Origin of the sequence: Streptomyces sp. Y2F8-2 (genome assembly GCF_014905555.1) — a bacterium.
Classification (GTDB): Bacteria; Actinomycetota; Actinomycetes; order Streptomycetales; family Streptomycetaceae; genus Streptomyces; species Streptomyces cynarae.
Genome location: NZ_BNGS01000009.1, coordinates 33983 through 59145, shown reverse-complemented (window position 1 = coordinate 59145; position 25163 = coordinate 33983). Strand labels below are relative to the sequence as shown.

Below are 25163 nucleotides of genomic sequence, written 5' to 3'. Positions count from 1 at the left end.
CGTGATCGCTGACGGCATGGGCGTGCCAGACTCACGCCCATGCTGATCAGAGCAGCCGCGGCCGGCGACTGGCCGCGCATCTGGCCGTTCTGGCACCGGATCGTCGCCGCCGGGGAGACCTACACCTGGGACCCGGACACTTCTGAGGGGGCGGCCCGCGCCCTGTGGATGGCGCCGGCCAAACGCGTGTACGTCGCCGAGGACGACACCGGAGCGGTCGTCGGCTCGGCCTACGTGACGCCCAACTACGGTGGCCCCGCGGCCGGTATCGCCAACGCCGGTTTCATGGTGGACCCCGACCACGCGGGACAGGGCATCGGCCGCGCTCTCGCCGAGTACATCCTGGCCGCGGCCAAGGCCCAGGGCTACCGGGGCATGGTCTTCAACGCGGTCGTCGAGACCAACCCCGCGGTGGCGCTGTGGACGTCACTCGGGTTCGCGATCGTGGGCACCGTTCCGGACGCGTACGACCATCCCCGGTTCGGGAGGGTGGGCCTGCACGTCATGTACCGGGCGCTGTAGGGACTCTCTCAGTCGAATATATGTGCGCGAATGATGTGTTCGATGCGTCTGTTTCGATGCGTCCGTGCATGTGTCGATCCCGTCCGGCGGGGGGACTCGGCGCACCGTGAACGACAACGCACCTCAGCACCCCGGACAGCAGCATCCCCAGCCGGAGTTCCCCCAGCAGGACCAGCCGCATCCGGGCTGGACCGGCCCCATGGACCCGCCGCCGGACCACGGGGAGGAGTCGTACCGCGGCAGCGGCCTCCTCACGGACCGGAAGGCCGTCATCACCGGCGGCGACTCCGGGATCGGACGCGCCGTCGCGCTCGCCTACGCGCGGGAGGGCGCGGACATCCTGTTCACCCACCTGGAGCAGGAGAGCGGCGAGGCCCGTGAGACGGCGCGTCTCGTGGAAGAGGCGGGCCGCAAGGCGGTCCCGGTGTCCTGCGACATCCGTGACGAGGAGCAGTGCGACCGGCTGATCGAACGGGCGCTCTCCGAGTTCGGACGCATCGATGTCCTGGTCAACAACGCGGCGTACCAGATGGCCCAGTCCGACGGCATCCAGGCCATCACCACGGAGCAGTTCGACCGGGTGATGCGGACGAACCTGTACGGGATGTTCTGGCTCTGCAAGAAGGCTCTGCCGCACATCCCGCCCGGCGGATCGATCATCAACACGACGTCCGTCCAGGCGTACAAGCCCAGTCCGCACCTGCTCGACTACGCCACGACCAAGGGCGCCATCGTCACCTTCACGCAGGGGCTGGCGCAGATGGTCGCCTCCGACGGCATCCGGGTGAACGCGGTGGCCCCGGGGCCCGTGTGGACCCCGTTGATCCCGGCCACGCTCCCGGACACCACCAATTTCGGCAAGCAGGCACCCCTGGGCAGGCCCGCCCAGCCGGCCGAGATCGCTCCCGCGTACGTCTTCCTCGCCTCCCAGCACGCGAGCTACATCACCGCCGAGATCGTCAACGCCACGGGCGGCACGCCACTGCCCTGACCGGCCGCGCTTCGACGGCCCGCCCCGGGGAACTCGGTGCGCCATGAGTGACCACACCGGCACGCAGACGTCGTACTGGATCGAAACGGCACCCGGGGTTCCCCGGCCGGCCCTCACCGAGGACATCACCGTCGACGTGGCCGTCGTCGGGGGCGGGGTCGCGGGCCTGAGCACCGCCTGGGAGGTGGCGCGCGGCGGCCGCAGCGTCGCCGTGCTGGAGGCCGGACGCCTCGCCGAGGGCGTCACCGGGTACACGACCGCCAAGCTCTCCGCGCTGCACTCCCTCGTCTACCAGCGACTGCGCCGCACCCGGGGCGCGGACGGCGCACGCCTGTACGGCCGTTCCCAACTGGAGGCGATCGGCCGCGCCGCCGAGCTGGTGGACGAACTCGGCATCGACTGCGACTGGGAGACCGCACCGGCGTTCACCTACGCGACGGACCACGACCGTGTGTCCGAGCTGCGCGCCGAGGCGGAGGCCGCGCGGGAGGCGGGGCTGCCCGCCGAGTTCGTCACCGACATGGATCTGCCGTTTCCCGTGGCGGGCGCGGTCAGGGTGGCCGACCAGGTGCAGTTCCACCCGCGCAAGTACCTCCTCGCGCTCGCCGAGGAGCTGGCGCGCGGCGGCGGGCAGCTGTACGAGCACACCCGCGTGGTCGGACTCCACGAAGGCGAGCCCTGCCGTCTGACCACCGAGGCCGGGCACACGGTCACCGCACGGGACGTCGTGGTGGCCACCCATTACCCGATCTTCGACCGCGCGATGCTCTTCGCCCGGCTCTCGCCGCGCCGCGAGGTCGTGCTGACGGCACCGATCGACGCCGGACGCGCGCCGCGGGGCATGTACATCACCCCCGAGGAGAACACGCGGTCGATCCGCACCACCCCCTACCAGGACGGCACGCGTCTGCTGATCGTCACCGGCGAGCACTTCACCCCGGGCACCTCCGACACAGGGGAACACCTCACCCGACTGGCCGACTGGGCCACCGAGCACTTCGGGCCCCTGGAGTTCAGGCACCGCTGGGCCACCCAGGACAACGACTCCTCGGACACCGTGCCGCTGGTCGGGCTCCTGCACCCGGCGAGCCGCCACACCTACGTCGCCACGGGCTTCGGCGGCTGGGGGCTCAGCGGCGGTGTCATGGCGGGGCTCCTGCTGTCCGCGCTGATCGACGGGCGCGAGCCGCCGTGGGCGCAGTTGTACGACCCGCGCCGGGTCGGCACGGTCCTGAGGGAGGCGCCCGCCTTCCTCAAATACCAGGCGAAGGTCGCCCAGCACTTCGTGGGTGATCGTGTGGCGCCGTTCATCGGCGGCGGCTCGGTCGACGACGTCGCCCCGGGAGACGGCGCGGTACTGCGCGTCGGCGGCCATGTGTGCGCCGTGTCCCGGGACGACTCGGGGCAGCTGCACGCCGTGTCGGCGCGCTGCACCCACCTGGGCTGCCTCGTCGCCTTCAACCGCGCCGAGCAGGCGTGGGAGTGCCCCTGCCACGGTTCCCGCTTCGACACCGACGGACGCGTCCTGCAGGGCCCGGCCGTACGGCCGCTGGAGCAGCGGGACGTCTGACGACGCCCCTGGGGTACCGGGCGCACGCCGGCCGCGGTTCGGGCGTCGGACGGGGACGCACGGGACGGGGACGGGCGGGACAGGGACGCACGGACGGGGACGGACGCAGGCTTCACATGCCGGCGTCCGTCCCCGTCCGTGCGCAGGCGATGCAGCGGTCCGTGTGGGGCACCGCCAGCAGTCGGTCGCGGCCGATCTCGCCGCCGCAGGCCGTGCACCGGCCGAAGTCGGGCGCCCCCACCCGGGACAGGGTGGTGAGGATCCGGTCCAGCAACGTCCGGGCGCGCTCGGTGTCCGTGCGCAGGCTTTCGAGGGCGGCCGTCTTCGCGCTCGCGTCGCCCGCGTCCAGGTCGCAGTCCGCGGACAGGGCGGACATCTGCGCCTCGGCCGCCGCGAGCTCCACGCGCAGCGCGTCCGCCTCGGCGGTCAGCCGCTCGGCGATGTCACGCAGGTCGTCGGTCGACAGTTCCGTCGTCGGCATGGGTACGTCACCTCGGGTTCCGTCCTCGGGGCGGTCACGGCTTGAGCAGGGTCTTGATCATGCCGTCTTCCTTGGCCTGGAACATCGCGTACGCCTTGGGGGCGTCCTCCAGCGGCATGGCGTGCGTCTTGAAGCCGTCCACGCCGAGGGGGTCCTCGTCCGTGAGCAGGGGCAGGATGTCCTCCACCCAGTTCCAGACGTTCGCCTGGCCCATGCGCACCTGGACCTGCTTGTCGAACATGGTCAGCAGGGGCACGGGGCTCGCGGCCCCGCCGTACACCCCGGAGATCGACAGGGTGCCGCCGCGGCGTACCAGGTCGATGGCCGTGTGCAGGGCCCCCAGCCGGTCCACTCCCGCGTGTTCCATCAGTGGTTGCGCCACCGCGTCGGGCAGATGACCGGTGAGCCACTGCGCGGCCTTGGCGAACGGCGCGCCGTGCGCCTCCATGCCGACGGCGTCGATCACGGAGTCCGGCCCCCGCCCGTCGGTCAGCTCCCGCACGGCCTCGGTCAGGTCCTTTCCGCTGTGCCGGCGGAGGTCGAAGCAGGTGACTCCGTGCGCCGCGGCGCGCTCCAGCCGCTCGTCCACCAGGTCCACGCCGATGACCAGACCGGCGCCCCGGTGCCGGGCGATCCTGGTGCACATGTCGCCGATGGGCCCGAGGCCGAGGACGGCCACGCTGCCGCCCTCCGGCACCGCCGCGTACTCCACCGCCTGCCAGGCGGTCGGCAGCACGTCGGACAGGTACACATAGCGGTCGTCCGGGCGGCCCCTCGGGCACCTTGATGGGCAGCCTGTCGCCGAACGGCACCCGCATCAGCTCCGCCTGCCCGCCCGGCACCTGTCCGTACAGCTTGGTGTACCCGAACAGGGAGGCGCCGGTGCCGCGCTCGCGGACCTGGGTCGTCTCGCACTGCGAGTGCAGGCCCTGGTTGCACATGAAACAGTCACGGCATGAGACGTTGAACGGGATGACCACCCGGTCGCCCGGCTTGAGCGTGCGAACCTGCGGCCCGACCTCCTCGACGATGCCCATGGGTTCGTGGCCCAGGACGTCACCCTGGTCGATGTACGGACCGAAGAGCTCGTACAGGTGGAGGTCGGAACCGCAGATGCCGCTGGACGTGACCCTGACGATGATGTCGTCGGGCTTCTCGATCCGGGGGTCGGGGACGGTCTCCACGCGGACGTCGCGTCGGCCCTGCCAGGTCAGTGCTCGCATGTTCTGCTCCTCCGGTCTCACCGCATGGCGGGATCGCACCGGTCTTCCGAGTACCGGGCTCCCGGTCCGAGTCCCCGGGGCGCCCGGTTCGACACACCGACGTGGGGGCCGGCGACGGTCACACCCGGGAGGCGAACCGCTCCCACACGCGGTGCTTCGTCAGCAGCCCGGAGATCTGCTGGAGCGCGCCGGAACCGGTCTGGGCGGTCACCACTCCGGGAGCGTCCGTGGGCACACCGGCCGCCTGGAGCGCGGCCTCGGCGCCGGCCCAGCCACCGATCGCCTTGCCGTGCCGGAAGGCCTCCGCCAGCATCAGCAGCACCCGGGGATCGACGCTGCCGTCGGCTCCGGGCTCCCCGGCCTTCGCGTCGCGTGCGCCGTACGCGTCGGGGGCGGGCGCCGGAGCGCCGACCACCAGCACGGCGTCGTACTCGACGGACCGGGCGGTGGCGAAGCTGCGCTGGACGGAGATGGGCTCGCCGTCCGGGTCGAGCTTGCCGCCGGTGGGAGCGATGACCAGCGGCACCATGCCCGCGGTGAACACCGCGTCCCGCACCGTGCGCAGACCGTCCAGGTCGGTGCTGCCGTCGGTGACGACGCCGATGACGCGCCCGTCCAGCGGCCAGGTCTCGCCCACCTGCGACAGGGCGGGGCTGGGGTCGACCGCGACGATCGGCACGGTGGCCTCGGGCGCGGGCAGGCCGAGGCCGGCGGCGACCTGTGCGCACAGCTCGGGGTCGATGTTGGCGAGTACCCGCAGCCCTCGTTCCTTGACGGCCTGTTCGTAGCATTTGCCGAGTTCGAAGGTGTAGGCGGCCACCAGGTGCTCCCGTTCCACCGGGCTCAGGCTCAGCCAGAACATCCTCGGCTGGGTGAAGTGGTCCGCGAAGGACGCCGGCGCCGTGCGGGACTTCGTCGCCTCGGGGATCCGCACCGGGGCCTCGACGTACGCGTGGTCGCCCGTGCCCGCAGAGCCGTCCGTGCCGGCAACGAACGGGCAGCCGCCGTCGAGGGAGTTGGGCCGGTAGGGGGCCACCCCGGTGTGCACGGCGGTCTGGTGCATGCCGTCGCGCAGCATGTCGTTCACCGGGGCGTGCGGGCGGTTCACCGGGATCTGCGCGAAGTTGGGTCCGCCCAGGCGGGTGATCTGGGTGTCCAGGTAGGAGAAGAGGCGGCCGGCCAGCAGCGGGTCGTCGGTGATGTCGATGCCGGGCACGAGATGACCGGGGTGGAAGGCGACCTGCTCGGTCTCGGCGAAGAAGTTCGACGGGTTGGCGTTCAGCGTGAGCAGACCGACCGGCTGCACCGGTGCCAGTTCCTCGGGGACGATGTTCGTCGGGTCCAGCAGATCGATACCCTCGAAGGTCTGTTCGGGAGTGTCCGGGAAGGTCTGGATGCCCAGCTCCCACTGCGGATACGCGCCCGCCTCGATCGCGTCGGCCAGGTCGCGCCGGTGGAAGTCAGGGTCCGTGCCGCCGATGAGCTGGGCCTCCTCCCACACCAGGGAGTGCACGCCGAGCTTCGGCTTCCAGTGGAACTTCACCAGTGTGGTGGCGCCCTCGGCGTCGACCAGCCGGAAGGTGTGGACGCCGAAGCCCTCCATCATGCGGAACGAGCGCGGAATGCCCCGGTCGGACATGTTCCACATCGTGTGGAACGTGGCCTCGGTGTGCAGGGTGACGAAGTCCCAGAACGTGTCGTGCGCGCTCTGTGCCTGCGGGATCTCCCGGTCGGGGTGCGGCTTCGCGGCGTGGACGACGTCCGGGAACTTGATCGCGTCCTGGATGAAGAACACCGGGATGTTGTTGCCGACCAGGTCGAAGACACCTTCACCGGTGTAGAACTTGGTCGCGAAGCCCCGGGTGTCGCGCACCGTGTCGGCCGACCCCCGGGAGCCGAGCACCGTGGAGAACCGTACGAACACCGGTGTCTCGGCGTCCCGCTGGAGGAAGGCCGCCTTGGTGACGTTCGCGGCGGTGCCGTAGCTCTGGAACACGCCGTGGGCCGCGGCGCCGCGGGCGTGGACGACGCGCTCGGGGATGCGCTCGTGGTCGAAGTGGGTGATCTTCTCGCGCAGATGGTGATCCTGGAGCAGGACGGGCCCGCGCTCACCGGCCTTCAGGGAGTGGTCCGTGTCGTACAGGCGGTTGCCCTGCGCGGTGGTGAGGTAGGGGCCGCCCTGGGCCCGCGCCGTCGGGTCCGCTTCCGTGGGGCGGCCGGTCGGGCTGATCGCGGCCGGGGCCTCCTGGTCGGGCTTGGGCGGCAGCGGCGGCCTTGGCTCGGTGGGCTCCGCCACCTCGGGCGGCTCGGCGCCGGGCCTGCCGGGGATGCCGCCCTCCGCCTGCCCGTCGCCACTCAGCGCGTCGACCACCTTGTCCTTGATGCCTTTGACCGGGTTCTCGCTCATGTGGTTGCCGCCTTCCGGGCGTCTCGTCCACGCGGCGAAACGGGCCGCGGAGGGGGACGCCCTCCCGTGCCCATGGGGAAGCGCCGCGCGCTCGCGTTCGCTTGCCCCGCCTGGGTACCCACGCCCTCGTCGGTGAAGCGTGTACGCGGCAGCCAAATGGCCCGGCTGTTCTCCGGCCTCAGTCCTCGCCCCGGACGATGTTTCCCTCGGGGTCGCGGCGCGGCCAGGGCCTCTTCCCGTCGTCGACAGCCGGCACACAGGTGCGCAGGCGGTTGTCGCGCAGGCGGCGGGCCTGCGCCCAACCGGTCTCGGGCGAGCGGACGGCGGGCTTCTCACTTGGCTGTGCGGTCACGGCAGTTCATCTTCCTTCTGCATCCTCGAGCGCCGGACCTCATCTCACCGGGGCCTCACGGCGCTTGCTGACCGAGTCCCCAGGGACGGCGCGCGGAAACGGGCCGCCGTGAGGTGCGCAGCCTTTCTGCGGAACGCCCCGTGCGCATCGCCCGAAACGGCCGGGTGAGGCGTCGGGTTCGCCGGGTACCCGGCGGCCGAGCGCGGTGACCGGCACCGCAGCGTTGCGCGAAGGGAGACATGATGGCCCAGCACGTACGCGACATCATGACCGCCGCACCCGTGACGGTCGGACCGCAGACCCCGGTGGCGACCGTGGCCCAGGTGATGCGCGACCAGAACATCGGCGCGGTCCTCGTGACGGAGGGCGACCGGCTGCGCGGGCTGGTCAGCGACCGCGACCTGGTGGTCCGCACGGTCGCGGAGGGAGCGGACCCGCGGGAGACCACGGTGGATCGCGCGTGCAGCGGCGACCTGGTCACCGTGAGCCCCGAGGACGAACTGGACCGCGCGCTACGGCTGATGCGCGAGCACTCCGTGCGCCGTGTCCCGGTCGTCGAGAACGGGGAGCCCGTGGGTATCGTGTCCCTCGGCGACCTGGCCATCGAGCGGGACCCGGAGTCGGCGCTCGGTGACATCAGCGTCGCGAAGTCCAACCGGTAGGACGGGTGTCAACCGGCCGGTTCGGAGCGTGTGGCACCGCCCCGGCCCAGCGGGGCGGTGCGCCGCCAGGGCCCCAGGGACTCCAACTGGCCCGCCACCGCCAGCAGTTCCCGCTCCGAGCCCGGCCGTCCCACCAGTTGCACCGCGCAGGGCGCGCCGTTCGGGAGGGTGCCGAACGGGACCGACATCGCCGGCCAGCCCGTGAGGTTCCAGGGCGGGGTTATGGGGGAGTAGGCGGTGTTCGTCAGCACGTTGCGCAGCCAGCCGCGCTCGTGCCAGGCATCGGCGACCGGGCCGCGACGGGCGAGCGCCGGGGTGAGCAGCACGTCGTGCGCGGCGAAGAACGGTTCGAGGAGCCGACGCAGTTGCTCGCGCCGGTCACCGGACCGCACGCTCCCGACGAAACGCCGCCCCACCGCCGCGTGCACCCGGGTGCGCCGGGCCAGCCGCCGCGGATCGAGGTCCTCCGCGTCCACCGAGGTACCCGCCGTCCAGTGCGCCAGCGACGTCGTGCCCAGCCACCAGGGGTACGGCGGCTCGTCCGGCCGCACGTCGTGACCGGCCCTCGACAGCAGTGCCCCCGCCGCCCGGGCCGCGTCCGCGTACGGGCGGCTCACCGTGACGCCGAGCAGGGGGCTGCGCAGGGAGAGCGCGACCCTGCGTGGCGCGGTCCTGGGCGCGTGATCCTGTCCTGTCCCCGCCAGGACGTCGAACATCAGCCGTGCGTCCTCGACCGTCGTCGCCAGCGGCCCGTTCTCGGACATGCCGAACCAGTCGCCGTTGCCGATGCCCGCGGGGATCACGCCGTGGCCGGGCTTGATGGTGACGAGGCCGCAGTTCGCGGCCGGGATGCGCAGCGACCCCATCCCGTCGTTGCCGAGCGCGACCGGCACCATCCCGGCGGCCACCGCCGCCGCGCTGCCGCCGGAGGAGCCGCCCGCCGTGCGCGTCAGGTCCCACGGGTTCCGGGCGGTCCCGTGCACCCCTTCCGTGGTGCCGAAGACGCACAGCTCCGGCACGTTGGTCAGACCGACCACCACCGCGCCCGCCGCGCGCAGCCGGGCCACCGTGACATGGTCCCGCTCGGCGGGCGTGTCGGGGGTCGCGGCCGAGCCGTTGCGCGCCGACTCGCCGCGCACCGCCAGATTGTCCTTGACCGCCAGGGGAACGCCGGCCAGCGGCAGATCGGCCAGGTCCGCGCGTGCCGCGACCTCGTCGGCCTCGGCGAGCGCCGCCTCCGTGCGGACCCGGCGGAAGGCGCCGACGCGGCCGTCCAGCTCCTCGATCCGCGAGAGGTGCTCCGCCGCCACCTCCCGCGGGGTGACCCGCTTCTCCCGTACGGCGGCTGCGATCTCGGCGGCGGTCCGGCCGACCCAGCTGGTCACGGGCGCTCCCTGTCGGTGCTCGGCGTGGTTGGCGCATGGGCGTACTGGCGAGTACGAGCAGCACTCTGCCGTGCCGGCGGCGCCACGTCGAGAGCCCGGGGGAGACCTGTCACCAGGGTCACCCTCCAACGACCCGCCCTTTCCCTAGTCGTTCCGCCGCACCTCCAGCAGCAGTGCCTGGTCCGGGTTGAGGTTGGGCATGGGCAGTCCGGCCACCGTGAGCACCGGACCGGGGAGCGCGAGCCAGTCGTCGAGTGCGGTGGTCAGCCACGCCGGGCCCGAGGTCTGGTGGAAGGACGGCAGCCCCAGTTCGGTACGGACCCGTACCCGGTAGGTGGCCTCGGGGGCGAGGCCGGGCAGCTGCACCCGTCCGGACTGCCCCTCGGGCGAGGTGGCCACCCGGGCCCAGCAGTAGAGCGCGGCGGCACCGTCGTGCGCCACGACCCCGTGCAGCAGGGTCGCGTCGCCGGCCAGGTCGGCGCGGACCGTGCGGCCGCCGTGCAGCAGGGGGCGCAGTTCCCGGTAGAGCGCGGCCCAGGCGGTGAGCCGCGCGAGTTCCTCGGGGGCGCACCGGGTGATGTCCTGTTCGATGCCTGCATGCCCGAACAGGGCCGTGGTCAGCCGGAAGGCATCCGAGCTGACCCGGGCGGTGGTGTGACTGGTGCCGGAGCCGACGTGGGCGCCGATCAGCTCGGGCGGCAGCAGTTGGGCCGTCCACCGCTGGATCATTTGACGCTCCACCGGATCGTTGCAGTCCGAGGCCCAGACCCGGTCGGTGCGGGCCAGGATGCCGAGGTCGATCCGGCCGCCGCCGCTGGCGCAGCTCTCGATCTCCAGCCCGGGGTGGCGCTCCTTGAGGGCGTCGATCAGCCGGTACAGCGCGAGGACCTGGGCGTGCGCGACCGGGCGGTCGGCGCCGCCGTGCACGGCCTCGTGGAGCTCCCGGTTGTGGTCCCACTTCAGGTAGGCGATGCCGTACTTGTCCACCAGGGCGTCCAGCGCGCCCAGCAGGTAGTCCCACACCTGCGGGTTGGCCAGATCCAGGACGTGCTGGTGCCGGGAGGACGGTCCGACGCCGCGCGCCGGGCCGAGGACCCAGTCGGGGTGTTCCCTGGCCAGGTCGGAATCCAGGTTGACCATCTCGGGCTCGACCCACAGCCCGAACTCCATGCCGAGCGAGCGCACATGGTCCACCAGCGGCGTCAGGCCCTCGGGCCACACCACCGGGTCCACCGTCCAGTCCCCCAGCCCGGCGTGGTCCGAGCGGCGCCCGCGGAACCAGCCGTCGTCGAGCACGAAACGCTCGACACCGACCTCGGCGGCCTTGTCGGCGAGCCGCAGCAGCCGGTCCAGATCGTGGTCGAAGTACACCGCCTCCCAGCTGTTGAGGATCAGCGGGCGGGGGGTGCGCGGATGGGCGGGACGGGCCCGCAGCAGGGTGTGGAAACGGTCCGCGAGCCCGTCGAGGCCCTGGTCGGACCAGGTGAAGTGACACACCGGCGTGGTGTACGACTCACCGGGGGCGAGCCGGATCTCCCCGGGCCGCAGCAGCTCTCCGCCGCCGAGCACCGCGGCATGGGTGCCCGCGCCCTCCGGCAGCTGCTCGACGAGATACCGCTGGTCGCCGCTCCAGGAGAGGTGCACACCCCACACCTCGCCGTGGCGGAAACCGAACCCCGGCACGCCGACCGTCACCAGGTAGGGCGAGTCCAGGCCGGGTTTGCCGCGCCGCACCTCTCGGGAGTAGGTGCCGAATCCCAGCGGGCGGCGCTGCGGGGAGCGCTCCCGACTCCACTTGCCGGTGAAGTCCAGGATCTCCGCGGCCCGGCGCGGCAGCGGCAGCATGGTGGTGACCTGCGCGAGGTCGTACGGCTCCGGGGCGGCGTCCGGTCGGCGGCCGATCCGCGTCTGCACGCCCAGGACGCCGGAGGGCTCCAGGCGGTAGGTGACGGTGACGTCGAGCCCGGCTCCGGCGTCGGTGAGGTCCAGGGAAAGCTCCCCGCCCTCGGCCTGCGGGTGGTACGACGTCCCGGCCAGGCTGAGCCGCGGTGCGGCGGCGGTGCCGGCCAGGTGGCCCTGGTGGGCCGGGGTGCCGGACCAGCCGTCCGCCTCGGTGGGCCAGACGGTGAACCGGCGCGGGATGTCGATGGAGTTGTTCAGCACGGCGGGCTCACCGGTCAGGGCGAGCGCCGCCAGGCCGTCCTCCGTCAGCTCGCCCAGGTCGGCTCCCCAGTGCAGGACTCTGGGCACCGGCTCGGCGAGCTCGACGACGAGTGAGGTGCCGGCCGCGCGCAGGGTCACGATTCGCGCGGTGGTGTCAGGCATGCAGAGTCCTTTCATGGATCCGGCCCGCCGGACGGACCCTGCTCGTGGGCCGCGTCCGGCGCCCGGACAACCGGTTGCCTTCGGTGGTTCAGCTCTTCGCGAGCAGCGTCCTGCTCTTGTCCCGCATGTCCGTGAACACGGAGTCGTCCTTCTGACCGGCGAAGTACGCCTCGAACAACGGCTCCAGCGCGTCCTGCAGGGCGGCGCCGTTGCCGTAGACCGGGGAGGGGTAGAGGACCTTGTTCTTCAGCATGTCGGTGAAGACGGACAGGTCCACACCCTTGGCGGCCAGCGCCTTGGCCGAGGAGTCCATGGCGGCCGGGATCGACGGGAAGAATGTACCCGTCTGCGAAGCCTTGGACTGGCACGACTCGGAGCCCATGTAGGAAACCCACTGCCAGGCCAGGTCCGGGTTCTTGGTGCCGGCCCAGATGTTGTTGCCGTTGGAGTTGCTGAGCACGGCCCTCGTCCGGCCGTCGGGGCCGTAGGGAGTGGGGGCGATGCCGACCTTCAGGTTCGGGATCTTCACGAAGGTCGCGGCCTCCCAGGAGCCGGCGCTCTCCATGGCGACCTTGCCGGACGCCAGCAGGTCCACGTCGCTGACGCTGTTGGCGAAGTCACCGATCTTCGGTGCGTAGCCCTTGTTCGTCAGCGTGCGGATCCAGTCCATGGTCTTCACGAACCGCGGGTCGGTGTAGTTGAACACCGTCGGCCAGGTGGGCTTGTCGCCCAGGCGCCAGCCCGTGGTGTCCACCAGCGGGCTCCAGGTGGTCTGGCCGATGAAGTCCTTGGCTGCGACCTGTCCGTAGCCGTACGTCTTGACGTGCGCCTTGTCGAAGCCCGGCTGGTCGCCGCGGCGTCCCTTGGCGTCGATCGTCATGTGGGCGATCATCTTGCCCAGCGTGCCTCCGTCGTCGGGGTTCCAGGTCAGCGAGTCGACGTCCTTCTTGCTGTACCCGGCCTTGGCCAGCGCGTCCGCGCTGTAGTAGATGCCGGTCGCCGCCCAGTCCAGCGGCAACGCGTACTGCTTGCCGTCGGTGAACTTCCAGGCCTCCACGCCGACCGAGAAGCGGGACAGGTCGAACTTGTCCTTGGCGATGAAGTCGTCCAACGGCATCAGCTGGTGCTGGGACGCGTACGCCTGGAAGAACTGGACGCTGTTCTGGAAGGCGTCGGGCGCGCTGCCGGCCACGAACCCGGCGGTCAGCTTGGTGAAGTAGTCCGCCACGTTGTACTGGCTGATCTTCACTGTGACACCGGGATGGGCCTTCTCGAAGTCCGTGGCGCACACCTGGTACGCGGCGGCCTGCTTGTCGTCCCAGGTCCACCAGTTGACGGTTTGGGAACCGCCGCCGGCGGAGGAGCCGGAGGAGCAGGCGGAGACCACTGCGGCGAGGGTGACCGTGGCGCCGAGCGCGACGGCCTTGTGCAGTCGCAGCACTTTTCTCATCGTTCCTTCTTTCCTTCAGGACGCAGGGGCGGGGGACGGCACCCCTGGCGGACGGGACGACGTCTTCAGGAGCGCGCCGAACGCGCTCAGTGCGGTGGCCAGGTCCTCGGGACCGCCGGCGTCATGGCCGTTGAACTCCCACAGCCGCAAGCGCTTGGGCCCGGCGTAGGCGTGGTACGCGGCGATCGCCGTGACCGGCGGGCACACCTCGTCGCGCAGCCCGGCGGAGAACCAGGCGGGGGCGGTGGCCCGGCGGGCGAAGGCGAGCCCGTCGAAGTAGCCGAGCGTCTCGAAGGTCTGCTCCACCAGGTTCCGGCGGGCGGCCAGATAGCCGACGATCTCGGCGTAGGGATCCGCGTCGGTGAGCCGGGTGGCCTGCCGGATGTCGCACAGGAACGGCGCCTGGACGTGCGCGGCCGCGAGGCCGGGTACGAGTCCGGCGACCGCGAGTGCGATTCCGCCGCCCTGGCTGGGGCCGACGACGGCGACCTTGGCCGGGTCCACCAGATCGGCGCGGCCCCGCAGCGCCTCCACGGCGCGGACGGCATCGGTGAAGATGCGCCGGTAGACGTAGGTGGTCCGGTCCTCGATGCCGCGGGTGAGGAAACCGGGATACGCCGGGCCGCTGCCGACCGGGTCGGGCGTGCCGCCGCCGCCCGCCCAGGCGCCGCCCTGACCGCGCGCGTCCACCAGCAGATGGGCGTATCCGGCCGACGCCCACAGCAGGTCGTCGATGGGTGCGCCGCGCCCGCTGCCGTAGCCGTGGAACTGCACCACGGCGGGCAGGGGTCCGGACCGCCGCCGGGGCATGCGCAGCCAGCCGCGGACCGGATGCCCGTCGAAGCCCGGGAAGACGGCGTCGAAGACGTCCACGGTCTCCAGACCGGTGGCCACCGGGGTCAGATCCAGCGTCGCCTCCTGCCGGGCACGTGCCTCGGCGAGGGTGTCCTTCCAGAAGACGTCGAAGTCGGCGGGCTCCCGGTACGCGCTGCGGTAGGAGAACAACTCGGGCAGATCCTGCTCGCTCAGCACGGCACCGGCTCCCCTCGCGGGCGCAGATCCGCGTCGAAGGCGACCTGCGTCCTGGCCGGGACGCGCACGACGAGGCCACGGTCCCGGTGGCGGATCCGGACCGGCTCGGTGTCGTCGCCGGCGAGGCGACGCACCGTGACCGAGGTGAGCGCGCCGCCGCTCCAGGCGAAGTCGACGGCGAGGCCGCCGCGGCAGCGCAGGTCCCTCGCCTCGCCCTCCGGCCACTCGGCGGGCAGGGCGGGCAGCAGGTGGAGGGTGCCGGTGTGGCTCTGCAGCACCATCTCGGTGAGGGCGGCCATGAAGCCGTAGTTGCCGTCGATCTGGAAGGGCGGATGGGTGGAGAAGAGGTTGGGCAGCAGTCCGCCCCACCGGGATCCGTCGACCGGGGCGTCGGCGCCGGGGTCGCAGTCGAGCGGGCGGCTCGCCTGAAGCAGAAGGCCGCGTGCGGTGGCGGCGTCGCGCAGCCGGGCCCGCAGGGCGATCTTCCACGCCCAGGACCAGCCCATGGCGCCCGGGCCGCGGCGGTCCAGGGACCTCAGCGCGGCCTCGGCCGGCCCGGGGGTGGTGTCGGGATCGATGAGGCCGAGCGGGTGCACGGCGGACAGATGGGAGAGGTGACGGTGGTGCGGGTCGGCCTCGGGCAGGTCCTCGGCCCACTCCTGGAGCCGGCCGTCGGCGGAGATCCGCGGCGGGCGCAGCCTGGGCAGCGCGGCGCGGATCTCGTCGGCCGACGGGGTGTCCAGGTCGAGGATGTCGGCCGCTTTCAGAACGCGTTCGAAGGTGGCCCGGGTCAACGCCATGTCCATCGCCGAGGAACGGGTCAGTGACCTGGGGGTGCCGTCGGCATCCAGGAACAGGTTCTCGGGAGAGGTCGAGGGGAGGGTGTCGAGGTGTCCGGCGCCGTCGTCGACCAGCCAGTCGAGCAGGAACTCGGCGCAGCCGCTGAGCAGCGGCCAGGCCCGCTCCCGCAGGAAGTCCAGGTCGCGGGTGAACTCGTAGTGGTCCCACAGGTGCTGGGACAGCCAGGCGCCGCCCATCGTCCAGATCGCCCACGAGGGGTTGCCGTGCCCCATGCCGACCGGCAGCGCCCAGCCCCAGGGGTCGCTGTTGTGGTGCGCCACCCAGCCTCGTGCGCCGTACAGCTGCCGCGCCACCTCGCTGCCCTGGGCGGCGATCCGGTCGAGCAGGTCGAACAGCGGCTCGTGGCAGGCGGCGAGTCCGGCGGCTTCCGCACCCCAGTAGTTCATCTGCGTGTTGATGTTGAGGGTGTAGTTGGACGACCAGGCGGGGCGCAGGTCGGCGTTCCAGATGCCCTGGAGGTTGGCCGGGGGACCGGCGTGCGGGCGGGAGGCGGTGGCCAGCAGGTAGCGGCCGAGCTGGAACAGCACGGTGGCGGTGAGGCGTTCGTCGTCCCCGCTGAGGATGTCGCGCGCCACGTCGTGGGTGCCGCCGCGCCGGCCGCCGATGCGCAGGGCGGTGCCGCCGAGGAGGCCGCGCAGATCGGCTTCGTGGGCCTCGAGCAGGTCCTCGGCGCCCTGGAAGGCGGCGTGCGCGGCCGTACGGGGCGCGGCCTCAAGGTGGGTGGCGCGGTCCGCCAAGGGCTGTCCGCGCCAGTGGCGGGCGGCGTTGGTGGAACTGGCGAGGGTGACCAGGACGTGCGAGGCGCCCGCGACGAGCAGGCTGCCGTCCGCGACGGTCACTGCGCCGTCGGTGCTCAGGGCGAGGGCGAGCGCGCCGAAGGGGTCGTAGCCGTCGACGGGTCCGTCGGCATACCGCAGGGGTTCGGCGACATCGGGTTCGTGGGCGGGCGCCCCGTCCACCGGTATCTCCACGCCCAGGGTGAGCCCGCTGACGGTGGCCGATCGGTGCACCTCCCGCAGCGGGGTGGACAGTTCGACGCGCAGGTCCACGGTGCCGCCCGCCGCGTCCACCGTCGCGCACAGGGTGCCCGTCACGGCGTCGGCCCAGACCCGGCGGTGCACCGCCGTACCGTCGAGGTCGAAGCGTTCCTCGGCCACCGCGGTGTCGAGGTTGAGGGTCCGGCCGCCGTAGGCGGCCCGCTCGCCGCCGGAAACGGTCAGCCACAGGTCGGCGTAGGGCAGGTACTCCTGGCTGTACGGCCCCTCGAAGGTCATCAGCAGCGCCTCGGCCCGGTCCTGGTCGCCGGAGCGGAGCGCGGCGCGGACCTCCTCGAGCCGCCGCGGTCCGGCGCCGGCCGCTCGGACCGCGGCGAGGGCGGTGGCCGGTCCGCCGGGGGTTCCGGACCACACGGTGGAGTCGTTGAGCTGGATCCGGGCCCGGTGGGCGCCGCCGAAGACCATCGCGCCGAGCCGGCCGTTGCCGACGGGCGCGGCCTCGGTCCACTCGGCCGCGGGCGCGGGCCATCGCAGCACCAGATCGGTGGAGTGCATGGCTGTGTCGTCCAATCGAGGTGGGGAGCCGGTCATTTCAGGCCGGAGAAGCCGATGGAGTTGACGACGCGCTTGCCGAAGGCGATGAAGAGCAGCAGCATCGGCAGCGCCGCGATGAGCGCGGCGGCCATCAGTCCCGCCCAGTCCGGTGCGGCCTGCGGCGAGGACTGCTTGAAGACCCCCAGCGCGAGGGTCAGCGGCTGCACGTTCTGCCCGTTGGTGATCAGCAGCGGCCAGAAGTAGTCGTTCCAGGCGTTGACGAACATCAGCAGCGACACGGTGGCGAGCGGTGCGGACGACATCGGCAGGATGATCCGCAGGAAGATCCGCAGCGGTCCGGCGCCGTCGATGATGGCGGCCTCCTCGACCTCGCTGCTCAGCCCCAGCATGAACTGCCGCAGGAAGAACAGCGTGAACGCCTGGAAGAGGCCACCGGGCAGGATCAGCCCGGCGAAGGTGTTGGTGAGGCCGAGGTCCTTCACCAGGACGAAGTTGGGCAGCAGCGTGAACACCCCGGGGACCATCAGGGCGCTGATCAGGACGTTGAACACCAGGTCGCGGCCGCGCCAGTGCAGTCGGGAGAAGGCGTAGGCGGCGCACGCGGAGAACAGCACGATCAGCGCCGTCTGCACGGACGCGTAGATCAGCGAGTTGCGCAGGTACAGCGCGATGTCGAGGGAGGCTCCGGAGCCGCCCTGGGCCTGCGCCTCGGCGGTGGAGGCGATGCCGAGGGCCCGCTCGAACGCGCCCCAGGTGAAGCCGACCGGCAACGGCGAGGAGGGGTTGGTGGCCAGCTTGTAGTTGTTCGACAGGGCGGTGCGCAGGATCCAGTAGAACGGGAAGAGGGTGGCCACGACGATGATGCCGAGGTAGATCCAGGCCGCGATCCTGCCGGGTGAGAACCTGCGGGTGTCCTGGCGGGGCCGGCGCGGGACGGCCGTCCGGCCGGGTGCGAGGGTGACAGCCACGTCGGCCTCCTTCAGTTCAGGTCGGACTCGCCCGCGCGGGCGAGCCGCAGCTGGGTGAAGGTGACCGTGATGAGCAGGGCGAACAGGGCCAGTGACAGGGTGGCGGCGTAGCCGAAGTCGAACTGCCGGAAGGCCTTGTCGAAGATGTACATCTGAAGCACGTTCGAGGCGTTCGCCGGGCCGCCCCTGGTGGTGACCTGGACGATGTCGAACACCTGGAAGGAGTTGATCACGGTCAGGACGACCACCATGACGAGGATCGGTCGCAGCAGGGGCACCGTCAGCCGGCGGAACATCTGCACCTCGCTCGCGCCGTCGACCCGGCCCGCCTCGTAGATGGTCGGCGGGATGGTCTGCAGACCGGCGAAGATCAGCAGGGCGTAGTAGCCCATCCACTTCCAGACGCTGATCGCGGCGAGTGAGGGGATCGCCCATCCCCCGCTGCCGAAGAAGAGGATCGAGTGGCCGGTCAGGTGCCTGAGCACGATGTTGACGACGCCGAGTTGCGGGTCGAGCATCCACTGCCAGACCAGGGCGGCGATGACGTTGGAGATCAGGAAGGGCAGCAGGATCACGCCGCGCAGGACGGACGACCGGGCCACCCGGTGCAGCACCACCGCCGTCACCAGGGAGATCAAGGTGCCGAAGCACACGGACAGGACGACGAAGTAGACGGTGACGAGCAGGGAGTGCCAGAAGACGTCGTCACCGGACATCTCCCGGAAGTTGGCCAGTCCCACCCAGTGCGGCGGGGTGAGGACGTGGAAGTCGGTGAAGCTGAGGTAGATGCCGCGCAGGGTCGGATAGGCGAAGAAGACCGCGAAGCCGGCCACGGCGGGGAGGATCAGCAGCAGGGCGGCCGGCAGGTCCCGGCGGCGGGCCGCCGCCGACCTGGTCGGGGTGTGGCGGCCCGGCTTGCGGACCGTGCGGGGCCTGCCCGGTCGGGTGGCCGTGGTGGCCACCGCGGCGGACGGCGGTGGGACCGGCGTCGTGGGGTTGCCCTGTGACGTGACCACCACGGCACTCTCCTTACGTGTTCGGGCGGGTGGATCGCCGACGGACGGAGGACGGGGATCAGACGGTGATCAGGACACGATCAGAGGGTGATCCGGTCCAGGTCGGACACGTAGTCCGAGGGGTTGCCGAAGCTGATCGTGTTCGTGCCCGCCTTGAGCTGAACCGGCACGGTGATCGACTGCGGGTGGCCCCAGTTGTTGTCGTTGGTACCGGGCAGCGGCAGCTGGAAGGACGTCCCGCCGGCGGTGACGACGACCGTGCGGCCGGAGGAGCCGTCGGTGTAGTCGAGCTTCATCAGGTACGTGCCGTCCTTGGGCGCGGTCACATCGGTGATGGCGACCGATCCGCTGTAGCCGAGGTTGCCGACCTTCTTGCCTCCGGAGCACGCGGAACAGTCCGCGACGCTCGCGTTGCCGCTGAGGGTGTTGCCCGGTGCCTCGGCCTCGTACGAGACCGGTCCGCCGGCCGCCGGCGTGGTGACGGCCACGGCCTTGCTCGGTGCGGAGACGCGGCCCCTGGCGTCGTGGGCGACCACGGTGAAGGAGTAGCCGGTGGCCGCGCTCAGACCGCTCACGGTGGCGGAGGTGCCGGTGACGGTGGCGGCCTTCGTCCCGTTCGCGTAGACGTCGTAACCCGTCGTGGCGGTACCGGAGTTCACCGCGTCCCAGGCGAGCGAGACGCTGGTGGCGGTGGACGCGGTGCCGTGCACGGCGAGCGGGACGCCGGGGTGGGTGCCGGTGCTGCTCGGGGTCAGACGCAGCAGACGTGAGCCGTGCGGCGGCAGGTCGGCGGTGAAGGAACCGCCGACCGAACCCAGGTTCTTGTGGCTCCACAGGTCGCGGACCGCGGCCTTGCCGCTGATGCCCAGGTCGCTCCAGTTCGCGGTCACGTCCGCATAGCCGCTGCCGAGGTTGAACAGCGCCACGGTGTAACTGCCGTCCGGGTTGCGGGCGTACCAGACCTGCTGGGGCGTGTCCTGGCTGACCGGCTTGGCCGGGTGGCCCGCCTGGTCGACCGCGATGACCTCGTCGTTGGTGAGCAGCTTCAGACCGTAGGAGTCGAGCTTGGTGAGGTCGTCACCGATGTACAGCGGCGCGGACTCGATGGCCCACAGCGTCATGTAGCTCTGCCGCTCGACATCGTTGATGCCGTCCATGGCGCCGACGCCCACGTCGAGGGAGTCGAGGTTGTTCCAGTGGCCCGGACCGGCGTCGGGTATCCACTGGACGACGTCGTTCCAGCGCTGCTTGACCGAGTTGTTCCAGGTCACCAGCGTGTCGCAGTAGCACTCGACGTCCGTGTCGACCCGCCACCCGTTGGAGTTGGCCTTCCACACGTCGGCCTGGTTGTGGCTGAGTGACCAGGACAGGACGAACTGGATGGGGCGGCCGGTGTTCTGCAGCGCGGTGTGCCACGCCTGGATGTCGGGGACGTTGTCGTGCGCGTCGTCGCCCTGGAAGGAACCGGGGCCGACTCCGTCGATCTTGAGGAAGTCCACGCCCCAGCCGGCCAGTTCGTCGGCGACGGACTGGATGTACTGGGTGGTGCAGGGGCTGGCGAAGTTCAGCTGGTAGGAGACGTTGTCCCAGCCGCTGGTCTTGCGCAGGTCCGGGTAGACGATGTCCTTGGTGGTGCAGCCGGGCGCGTTGTGGATCGGCGTCCTGCCGTCGTTGTAGTAGTCCATGTAGAGGCCGACCGCGAGGTAGAGACCGAACTTCAGCCCCTTGCGGTGCAGGTAGTCCCCGACGTACTTCATGCCGTGCGGGAACTTCTTCAGGTCGGCGGTCGGGCGGGCGTAGTCGTCCGCGACGTTCTTGCCGTTGTCGACGTTCCAGCCGGCGTCCACGTTGACGTACTCGTAGCCGTGGGACTTCAGCTTCGAGGCCAGGACGTCGGCCTGCTGAAGCACATGGGACTCGGTGAGCCACTTCTCCCCGCCGTAGCCGGGGAAGTTGGTGGATTCGAGGCTCCAAGTGCTGTAGCCCATGTACGGCTTGGCGGCCACGGCCGAGGCGGTCGTCGTTTCGGAGGCCTGGGTGCCGGAAGAACCTGACGGGGTGGTGGCCCACGCGGTGGGCGCGGCGAGGGCCACCGCGAGCGCGGTGGCACAGGTGAGTGTTCTGAGGCGTACGGGTCGAGCTGGACGAGCCATGGATGTACTCCATCTCGGCGCGAGCGCAAGCGGTCTTCCGCCTGAGGATCGAGGGTGGTGGGAGCTCCCTCGGTGGTGGTCGTCCCGGAGCGCCACCGAGGGGAGAACAACTGAGGACCAGCGGGGAATGTGTGGCCACGCCCCTCCCCGGCGCGGATCCGTCCCGGCCGCTCCGACGAGGAGTGCGGCGAATGTAGCCACGGTTTCCTTCCAGCGTCAACATAGTTGCCTCATAGAAATCCGATGTCATCGGAAGGAAGTCCGAGGCCGCTGTGCCCCGTTGCACCTCAGGTAGGCGTAGAGGGTGCACAGGCGGGATGAGCAGGCCCGTTGATTTAGTTTCCTTGGGAAAGGTATGGTCGCTCCATGAGCCTCGCCGACCAGCCCCCCGCTGCCGCCCTGGTCTTCCAGACCCTGCTCCAGCACGGCCCGCTGAGCCGTGCCGAGGTCGGGCGGCGGACCGGGCTGTCACCGGGAGCCGTCACCAAGGTGGCCACTCCGCTGATCGACGACGGGTGGATCGCCGAGGTGGGCCGACCCACCGTGGAGCGGGCCAACGGCCGTCCGGCGACGCTGATCGCGGTCCGGGCCGAACGTGCCCGGTTCATCGGCGTGAAGGTCACCGGGGACGAACTCATCGGCGTGCTGGCCGACCTGACCGCTCAGCCGCTGGCGTCCCGGCGGGCCGCTCTCGGCTCGCGGGATGTGGGCACCGTGGTGGTGGCGATCGCCCGCCTGGTGGACCGGCTGCGGGCGGCGGCAGGCGCAGCGGGGTCTGAGGGGATCCACAGCATCGGGGTCGCCATTTCCGGCGACGTGGACGGCCAGACCGGCACCGTGCAGTACTCACCCTTCCTGAACTGGCGCCGGGTACCGCTGGCTCAGCTGGTCGAGTCGGCCACCGGCACTCCGACGGTCATCGAGAACGACGTCCGTGCCCTGACCGTGGCCGAGCAGTGGTTCGGCGCCGGCGCCGGCCTGTCGTCGTTCGCCGTGGTCACCGTCGGGGCCGGCATCGGCGCCGGTCTCTCCATCGGCGGCCGCGTGGTCTCGGGGGCGCACGGCGTGGCGGGCGAGATCGGCCACCTCCCGGTGGGCGGCACCGACCGCACCTGCACCTGCGGCAACACCGGCTGCGTCGAAGCGGTCGCCTCCACCCACGCGATCACCGAGCAGGCCCGCCAGGCCACCGGTGACCCGGAGTTGACGATGGAGAAGGCGGTCCGGCTCGCCCATGCCGGCGACCCCGCCGTCCGGGCCGTCTTCGCCCGCGCCGGACATGCCATGGGCCTGGCGCTGGCCTCGGTCGCCAACCTCATCGGCCCGGAACGGATCATCATCTCCGGTGAGGGCGTGGCGTCCTACGACCTGTTCGCCGACCAGATCCGGCAGACCTTCGCCGATCACGCCTTCGGCGCCGCCGCGGACTGCGATCTCGTGGTCAGGCCGCTGCCCTTCGAGGAGTGGGCCCGGGGCGGTGCCGCGGTCGCGGCCCAGCGCGTCTTCGCCCCGCTCAAGTAGGCGACCCGGGCTCCTCCGTGCGTCAGTAGGTGTCGGAGTCGGGGACCACATGCATCGCGGCCTCCTCGGCCGACGCGCCGGCGCCGTCCAGCCCGACGTCGGAAGCGACCAGATCGGACTCGGTGTTCTCGTGACTGCCCTCGTCGGGCGCGAGCAGCCGTCCGGCGCGCACATCGCCGACCTCGTCGTCGACGAGCTCGCCGTCCGTGTCCCAGGCGTCCCCGATGCCGTCGCCGTCCAGGACACCGATGTCCGGTACCTCCTCGGCGAGGCGCTCGTCCAGACTCTCCCCCCGCTGCCGCTCCGCCGCGGTGACGCCGGTGTGCAGCACGCCCCAGGGCCGCTCCGGGGGAGAGTACCCCTCGTCCAGCGCCTGGTCACCGGCCCGGTAGTCCAGGGTGTCGGACGCGTCCAGCAGTCCGGCGTCGTCCTGCACCTCGGAACCGTCCGGCTGGTAGACCTCGTCACCCATCGCTGCGTCGGCCACGTGCGCTCCTTCCCTGTGCGTGCTGTCTTTCTCGCAGATTCCGGGCAGGGGCAGTGGCCCAGGACTGCACAATCCTGTCCTGAGCGTGCAGAGTTCACCGCTCGCCGTCCGCAGGCCGTTGCCGGGACGCCGTGCGCGCGCCGAGCATGGGGGCCATGAGCGAAGCCGATGCCCCCGAGGACCACCACCACGGCGTCCGGGGTCTTGTCCAACGGATGAACGAGCACCACAGGGACGCCGCCCGGCGTCGCGAGGAGGAAGAGCTGGAGCGTGCGGTGGAAGACGCCGGCTTCGACCTGGGGGCCGACATGGCGCACCCCACAGTGGGTCATGGCCCGGTCGGCTACGACGTCGAGACCGATCTGGCACTGGACAACGAGCCGCCGGAGCCGCGCCGGTAGCCGGCGTTGCCGGAAAGCCGCCGTTCAGGAGGGCAGCTGGCTGCGCAGCCACTCCTCCACCTCGCCGACGTGCGCGGCGGCCGCCGCCCTGGCCGCCTCCGGGTCGCGCGCGGCCAGGGCGCGGTGGATCGCCGCGTGCTCGCGGCGGGTGCGTGCGAAGGCGCCCTCTTCCTCATAGCCGCGCCACACACGGGCGCGGAACGTTCGTGAGGACAGGCCCTCCAGGATCGCCGCCATCGTCTCGTTGCCCGCCGCGACAGCGATCTCCCGGTGGAAGGCGAGGTCGTGCGCGAGGATCTCCTCCGGGTCGTCCGTCGCGTTCATCGCCGCCAAGTGCTTCTCCACCTCGGCGAGTTGGTCGTCCGTGATACGGGCGGCCGCCAGCGCCGTCGCCGTCGACTCCAGGACCCGGCGCACCTCCAGCAGTTCCACCAGGCGCTGCCCGCGCGAGAGATCGGCCACCACGCCGAAGGTCTCCAACAGGTCCCCGGCCTCCAGTCGGGTGACGTAGATGCCCGAGCCGTGCCGGGCCTCCAGCACGCCGAGGACCGTGAGCGCGCGGATCGCCTCCCGCATCGAACTGCGCGAGATCCCGAGCTGTGCCGCGAGGTCGCGTTCCGTCGGCAGGCGCTGGCCCGGCTCGAGCCGGCCCTCGGCGATCATCGCCTTGATCTGCTCGATGGCGCGCTGCGTCACGGTGCCCTTGTACGGGGCTGTCTCGTCCACGCCACTTCTCCAGTCACCGGGTGCGCCGCAGTCTAACCACCAAGGTGGTCGGACCACTACGGCCCGATGGTGCGAAAACGTACGTCGAGGGCTGTTCTGGCGGGGGATTGGTCTGATAAGTATGCGGGCATCTGCTCGAACACGCTCAACGAGGAGCTGCCAGATGCCCGGCAGAACACTGACGAAGCGGAACAGGCCCCGGGTCGTCGGCGCGGCGGCCCTCGCCGTCGGCGCCTCGCTCCTGCTCGCCGCATGCGGCGAGCACCAAGGACACCGGCGCCGCGAGGGCCGGGGGCGACGGCACCGGCAAGGTAGGGGTGATCCTGCCCCTGCTGACCTCGCCGTTCTGGCAGTCGTACAACGACTACGTGCCCAAGATGGCGAAGTCCGAGGGTGTCGACGCCCTCAAGACCGTCAACTCCAACAGCGACCCCTCGCAGCAGATCACCGACATCAACAACGAGCTCAACCAGGGCGTCAAGGGCCTGGTCGTCGCCCCGCTGGACAGCGCCGCCATCGAGGCGGGCCTCGACCAGGCGGAACGCAAGGGCGTCCCCGTGGTGGCCGTCGACGTGGCGCCCGACAAGGGCAAGGTCGCGATGGTGGTGCGCGCCGACAACGTCGCGTACGGCGAGAAGGCGTGCGACTACCGATCGGCGGCAACGCGGACGCGGCCCGCGCGGCCGGTATCCGCGTCGAGCGGGTGATGCTCGGCGTCTTCGTGGTCGCGGGCCTCCTCGCCTCCGTCGGCGGGATCATGCAGACCGGGTACGTCGGCGCGATCAGCGCCAACCAGGGCCAGAACATGATCTTCACGGTGTTCGCGGCGGCCGTCATCGGCGGCATCAGCCTGGACGGCGGCAAGGGCACCATGCTCGGCGCCCTCACCGGTGTGCTCCTCCTGGGTGTCGTGCAGAACCTGCTCACCTTCGCCCAGGTGCCGTCGTTCTGGATCCAGGCCATCTACGGCGGAATCATCCTCGTCGCCCTGGTGATAGCCCGCGTGACGACGGGCCGTGCCCAGGACTGACCCGCTTCGTTGTCGTAAAGCGCCGTACGACGTACGCCCTCGTGTACGAC

At 71.3% G+C, this 25163-nt stretch carries 19 protein-coding genes and 3 pseudogenes; 8 read left to right on the top strand and 14 right to left on the bottom strand.

The features are described 5' to 3' along the window. Positions 1-39 precede the first annotated feature (39 nt). From SY2F82_RS27800 to SY2F82_RS27790, 3 genes are all read left to right on the top strand, one after another. Complete coding sequence (locus SY2F82_RS27800; RefSeq protein ID WP_200421894.1) at positions 40-522, top strand: GNAT family N-acetyltransferase; 483 nt, start codon at positions 40-42, stop codon at positions 520-522. Positions 523-628: 106 nt separating this feature from the next. After that, positions 629-1513, top strand: a complete 885-nt coding sequence (locus tag SY2F82_RS27795) for an SDR family oxidoreductase (protein ID WP_200421893.1) — start codon at positions 629-631, stop codon at positions 1511-1513. Positions 1514-1556: 43 nt separating this feature from the next. Continuing rightward, a complete protein-coding gene (locus SY2F82_RS27790; protein ID WP_200421892.1) occupies positions 1557-3083 on the top strand; it encodes an FAD-dependent oxidoreductase in 1527 nt (508 codons plus the stop codon). Between the two features lie 112 nt (positions 3084-3195). Here the strand turns inward: SY2F82_RS27790 and SY2F82_RS27785 are convergent, their stop codons facing one another. The 4 genes and pseudogenes from SY2F82_RS27785 to SY2F82_RS27770 all read right to left on the bottom strand — a co-directional run bounded on the left by SY2F82_RS27785 (position 3196) and on the right by SY2F82_RS27770 (position 7546). Next, positions 3196-3564: a TraR/DksA C4-type zinc finger protein gene (locus SY2F82_RS27785; RefSeq protein WP_200421891.1), complete on the bottom strand. Its 369-nt coding sequence runs from the start codon at positions 3562-3564 to the stop codon at positions 3196-3198. Between the two features lie 34 nt (positions 3565-3598). Beyond that, positions 3599-4787 (bottom strand): annotated as a pseudogene (locus SY2F82_RS27780) (alcohol dehydrogenase catalytic domain-containing protein). 118 nt (positions 4788-4905) lie between these two features. Next, the gene (locus SY2F82_RS27775) at positions 4906-7194 is read right to left on the bottom strand and encodes a catalase (RefSeq protein ID WP_200421890.1); all 2289 of its coding nucleotides are present in this window, start codon (positions 7192-7194) and stop codon (positions 4906-4908) included. Between the two features lie 178 nt (positions 7195-7372). Continuing rightward, complete coding sequence (locus SY2F82_RS27770) at positions 7373-7546, bottom strand: hypothetical protein (RefSeq protein ID WP_200421889.1); 174 nt, start codon at positions 7544-7546, stop codon at positions 7373-7375. A gap of 242 nt (positions 7547-7788) precedes the next feature. Here SY2F82_RS27770 and SY2F82_RS27765 point away from each other — a divergent pair, with 242 nt between their 5' ends. Further along, on the top strand, positions 7789-8208 hold the full coding sequence (locus SY2F82_RS27765) for a CBS domain-containing protein (RefSeq protein WP_200422145.1): 420 nt from the start codon (positions 7789-7791) through the stop codon (positions 8206-8208). An 8-nt stretch (positions 8209-8216) separates the two neighbouring features. Here SY2F82_RS27765 and SY2F82_RS27760 read toward each other — a convergent pair whose 3' ends face one another. The 8 genes from SY2F82_RS27760 to SY2F82_RS27725 all read right to left on the bottom strand — a co-directional run bounded on the left by SY2F82_RS27760 (position 8217) and on the right by SY2F82_RS27725 (position 20948). Then, entirely contained in the window at positions 8217-9593 is a 1377-nt protein-coding gene (locus SY2F82_RS27760; protein WP_200421888.1) for an amidase, read from the bottom strand. Between the two features lie 144 nt (positions 9594-9737). After that, positions 9738-11918, bottom strand: a complete 2181-nt coding sequence (locus tag SY2F82_RS27755; RefSeq protein WP_200421887.1) for an alpha-galactosidase — start codon at positions 11916-11918, stop codon at positions 9738-9740. Between the two features lie 88 nt (positions 11919-12006). Then, positions 12007-13368, bottom strand: coding sequence for a sugar ABC transporter substrate-binding protein (locus SY2F82_RS27750; RefSeq protein WP_200421886.1), 1362 nt, complete (start codon positions 13366-13368; stop codon positions 12007-12009). A 15-nt stretch (positions 13369-13383) separates the two neighbouring features. Beyond that, the gene (locus SY2F82_RS27745; protein ID WP_200421885.1) at positions 13384-14400 is read right to left on the bottom strand and encodes an acetylxylan esterase; all 1017 of its coding nucleotides are present in this window, start codon (positions 14398-14400) and stop codon (positions 13384-13386) included. After that, a complete protein-coding gene (locus SY2F82_RS27740) occupies positions 14394-16811 on the bottom strand; it encodes a glycoside hydrolase N-terminal domain-containing protein (RefSeq protein ID WP_200421884.1) in 2418 nt (805 codons plus the stop codon). Before SY2F82_RS27740 ends, SY2F82_RS27745 begins: the two co-directional genes overlap by 7 nt. Before the next feature lie 32 nt (positions 16812-16843). Then, positions 16844-17779, bottom strand: a complete 936-nt coding sequence (locus tag SY2F82_RS27735; RefSeq protein WP_200421883.1) for a carbohydrate ABC transporter permease — start codon at positions 17777-17779, stop codon at positions 16844-16846. Positions 17780-17790: 11 nt separating this feature from the next. Beyond that, positions 17791-18798 carry a carbohydrate ABC transporter permease gene (locus SY2F82_RS27730; protein ID WP_200421882.1) on the bottom strand — a complete coding sequence of 336 codons (1008 nt, stop codon included), beginning with the start codon at positions 18796-18798 and terminating at the stop codon, positions 17791-17793. Positions 18799-18875: 77 nt separating this feature from the next. Further along, a complete protein-coding gene (locus SY2F82_RS27725; RefSeq protein WP_200421881.1) occupies positions 18876-20948 on the bottom strand; it encodes a fibronectin type III domain-containing protein in 2073 nt (690 codons plus the stop codon). 366 nt (positions 20949-21314) lie between these two features. Here SY2F82_RS27725 and SY2F82_RS27720 point away from each other — a divergent pair, with 366 nt between their 5' ends. Next, a complete protein-coding gene (locus SY2F82_RS27720; RefSeq protein WP_200421880.1) occupies positions 21315-22469 on the top strand; it encodes an ROK family transcriptional regulator in 1155 nt (384 codons plus the stop codon). Positions 22470-22491: 22 nt separating this feature from the next. Here the strand turns inward: SY2F82_RS27720 and SY2F82_RS27715 are convergent, their stop codons facing one another. Further along, a complete protein-coding gene (locus tag SY2F82_RS27715) occupies positions 22492-22941 on the bottom strand; it encodes a DUF5709 domain-containing protein (RefSeq protein ID WP_200422144.1) in 450 nt (149 codons plus the stop codon). A 170-nt stretch (positions 22942-23111) separates the two neighbouring features. Between SY2F82_RS27715 and SY2F82_RS27710 the strand changes: the two genes are divergently transcribed. Beyond that, entirely contained in the window at positions 23112-23357 is a 246-nt protein-coding gene (locus SY2F82_RS27710) for a hypothetical protein (RefSeq protein WP_200421879.1), read from the top strand. A gap of 24 nt (positions 23358-23381) precedes the next feature. Here the strand turns inward: SY2F82_RS27710 and SY2F82_RS27705 are convergent, their stop codons facing one another. Further along, complete coding sequence (locus SY2F82_RS27705; protein WP_200421878.1) at positions 23382-24083, bottom strand: FadR/GntR family transcriptional regulator; 702 nt, start codon at positions 24081-24083, stop codon at positions 23382-23384. Between the two features lie 163 nt (positions 24084-24246). On the opposite strand from SY2F82_RS27705, the pseudogene SY2F82_RS27700 reads away from it, so the two are divergent. Together SY2F82_RS27700 and SY2F82_RS27695 are read left to right on the top strand one after the other, a co-directional pair. Beyond that, positions 24247-24733: pseudogene (locus SY2F82_RS27700) on the top strand (substrate-binding domain-containing protein); the annotation flags it as partial. A 2-nt stretch (positions 24734-24735) separates the two neighbouring features. After that, positions 24736-25113 (top strand): annotated as a pseudogene (locus tag SY2F82_RS27695) (ABC transporter permease); the annotation flags it as partial. Positions 25114-25163: the final 50 nt, after the last annotated feature.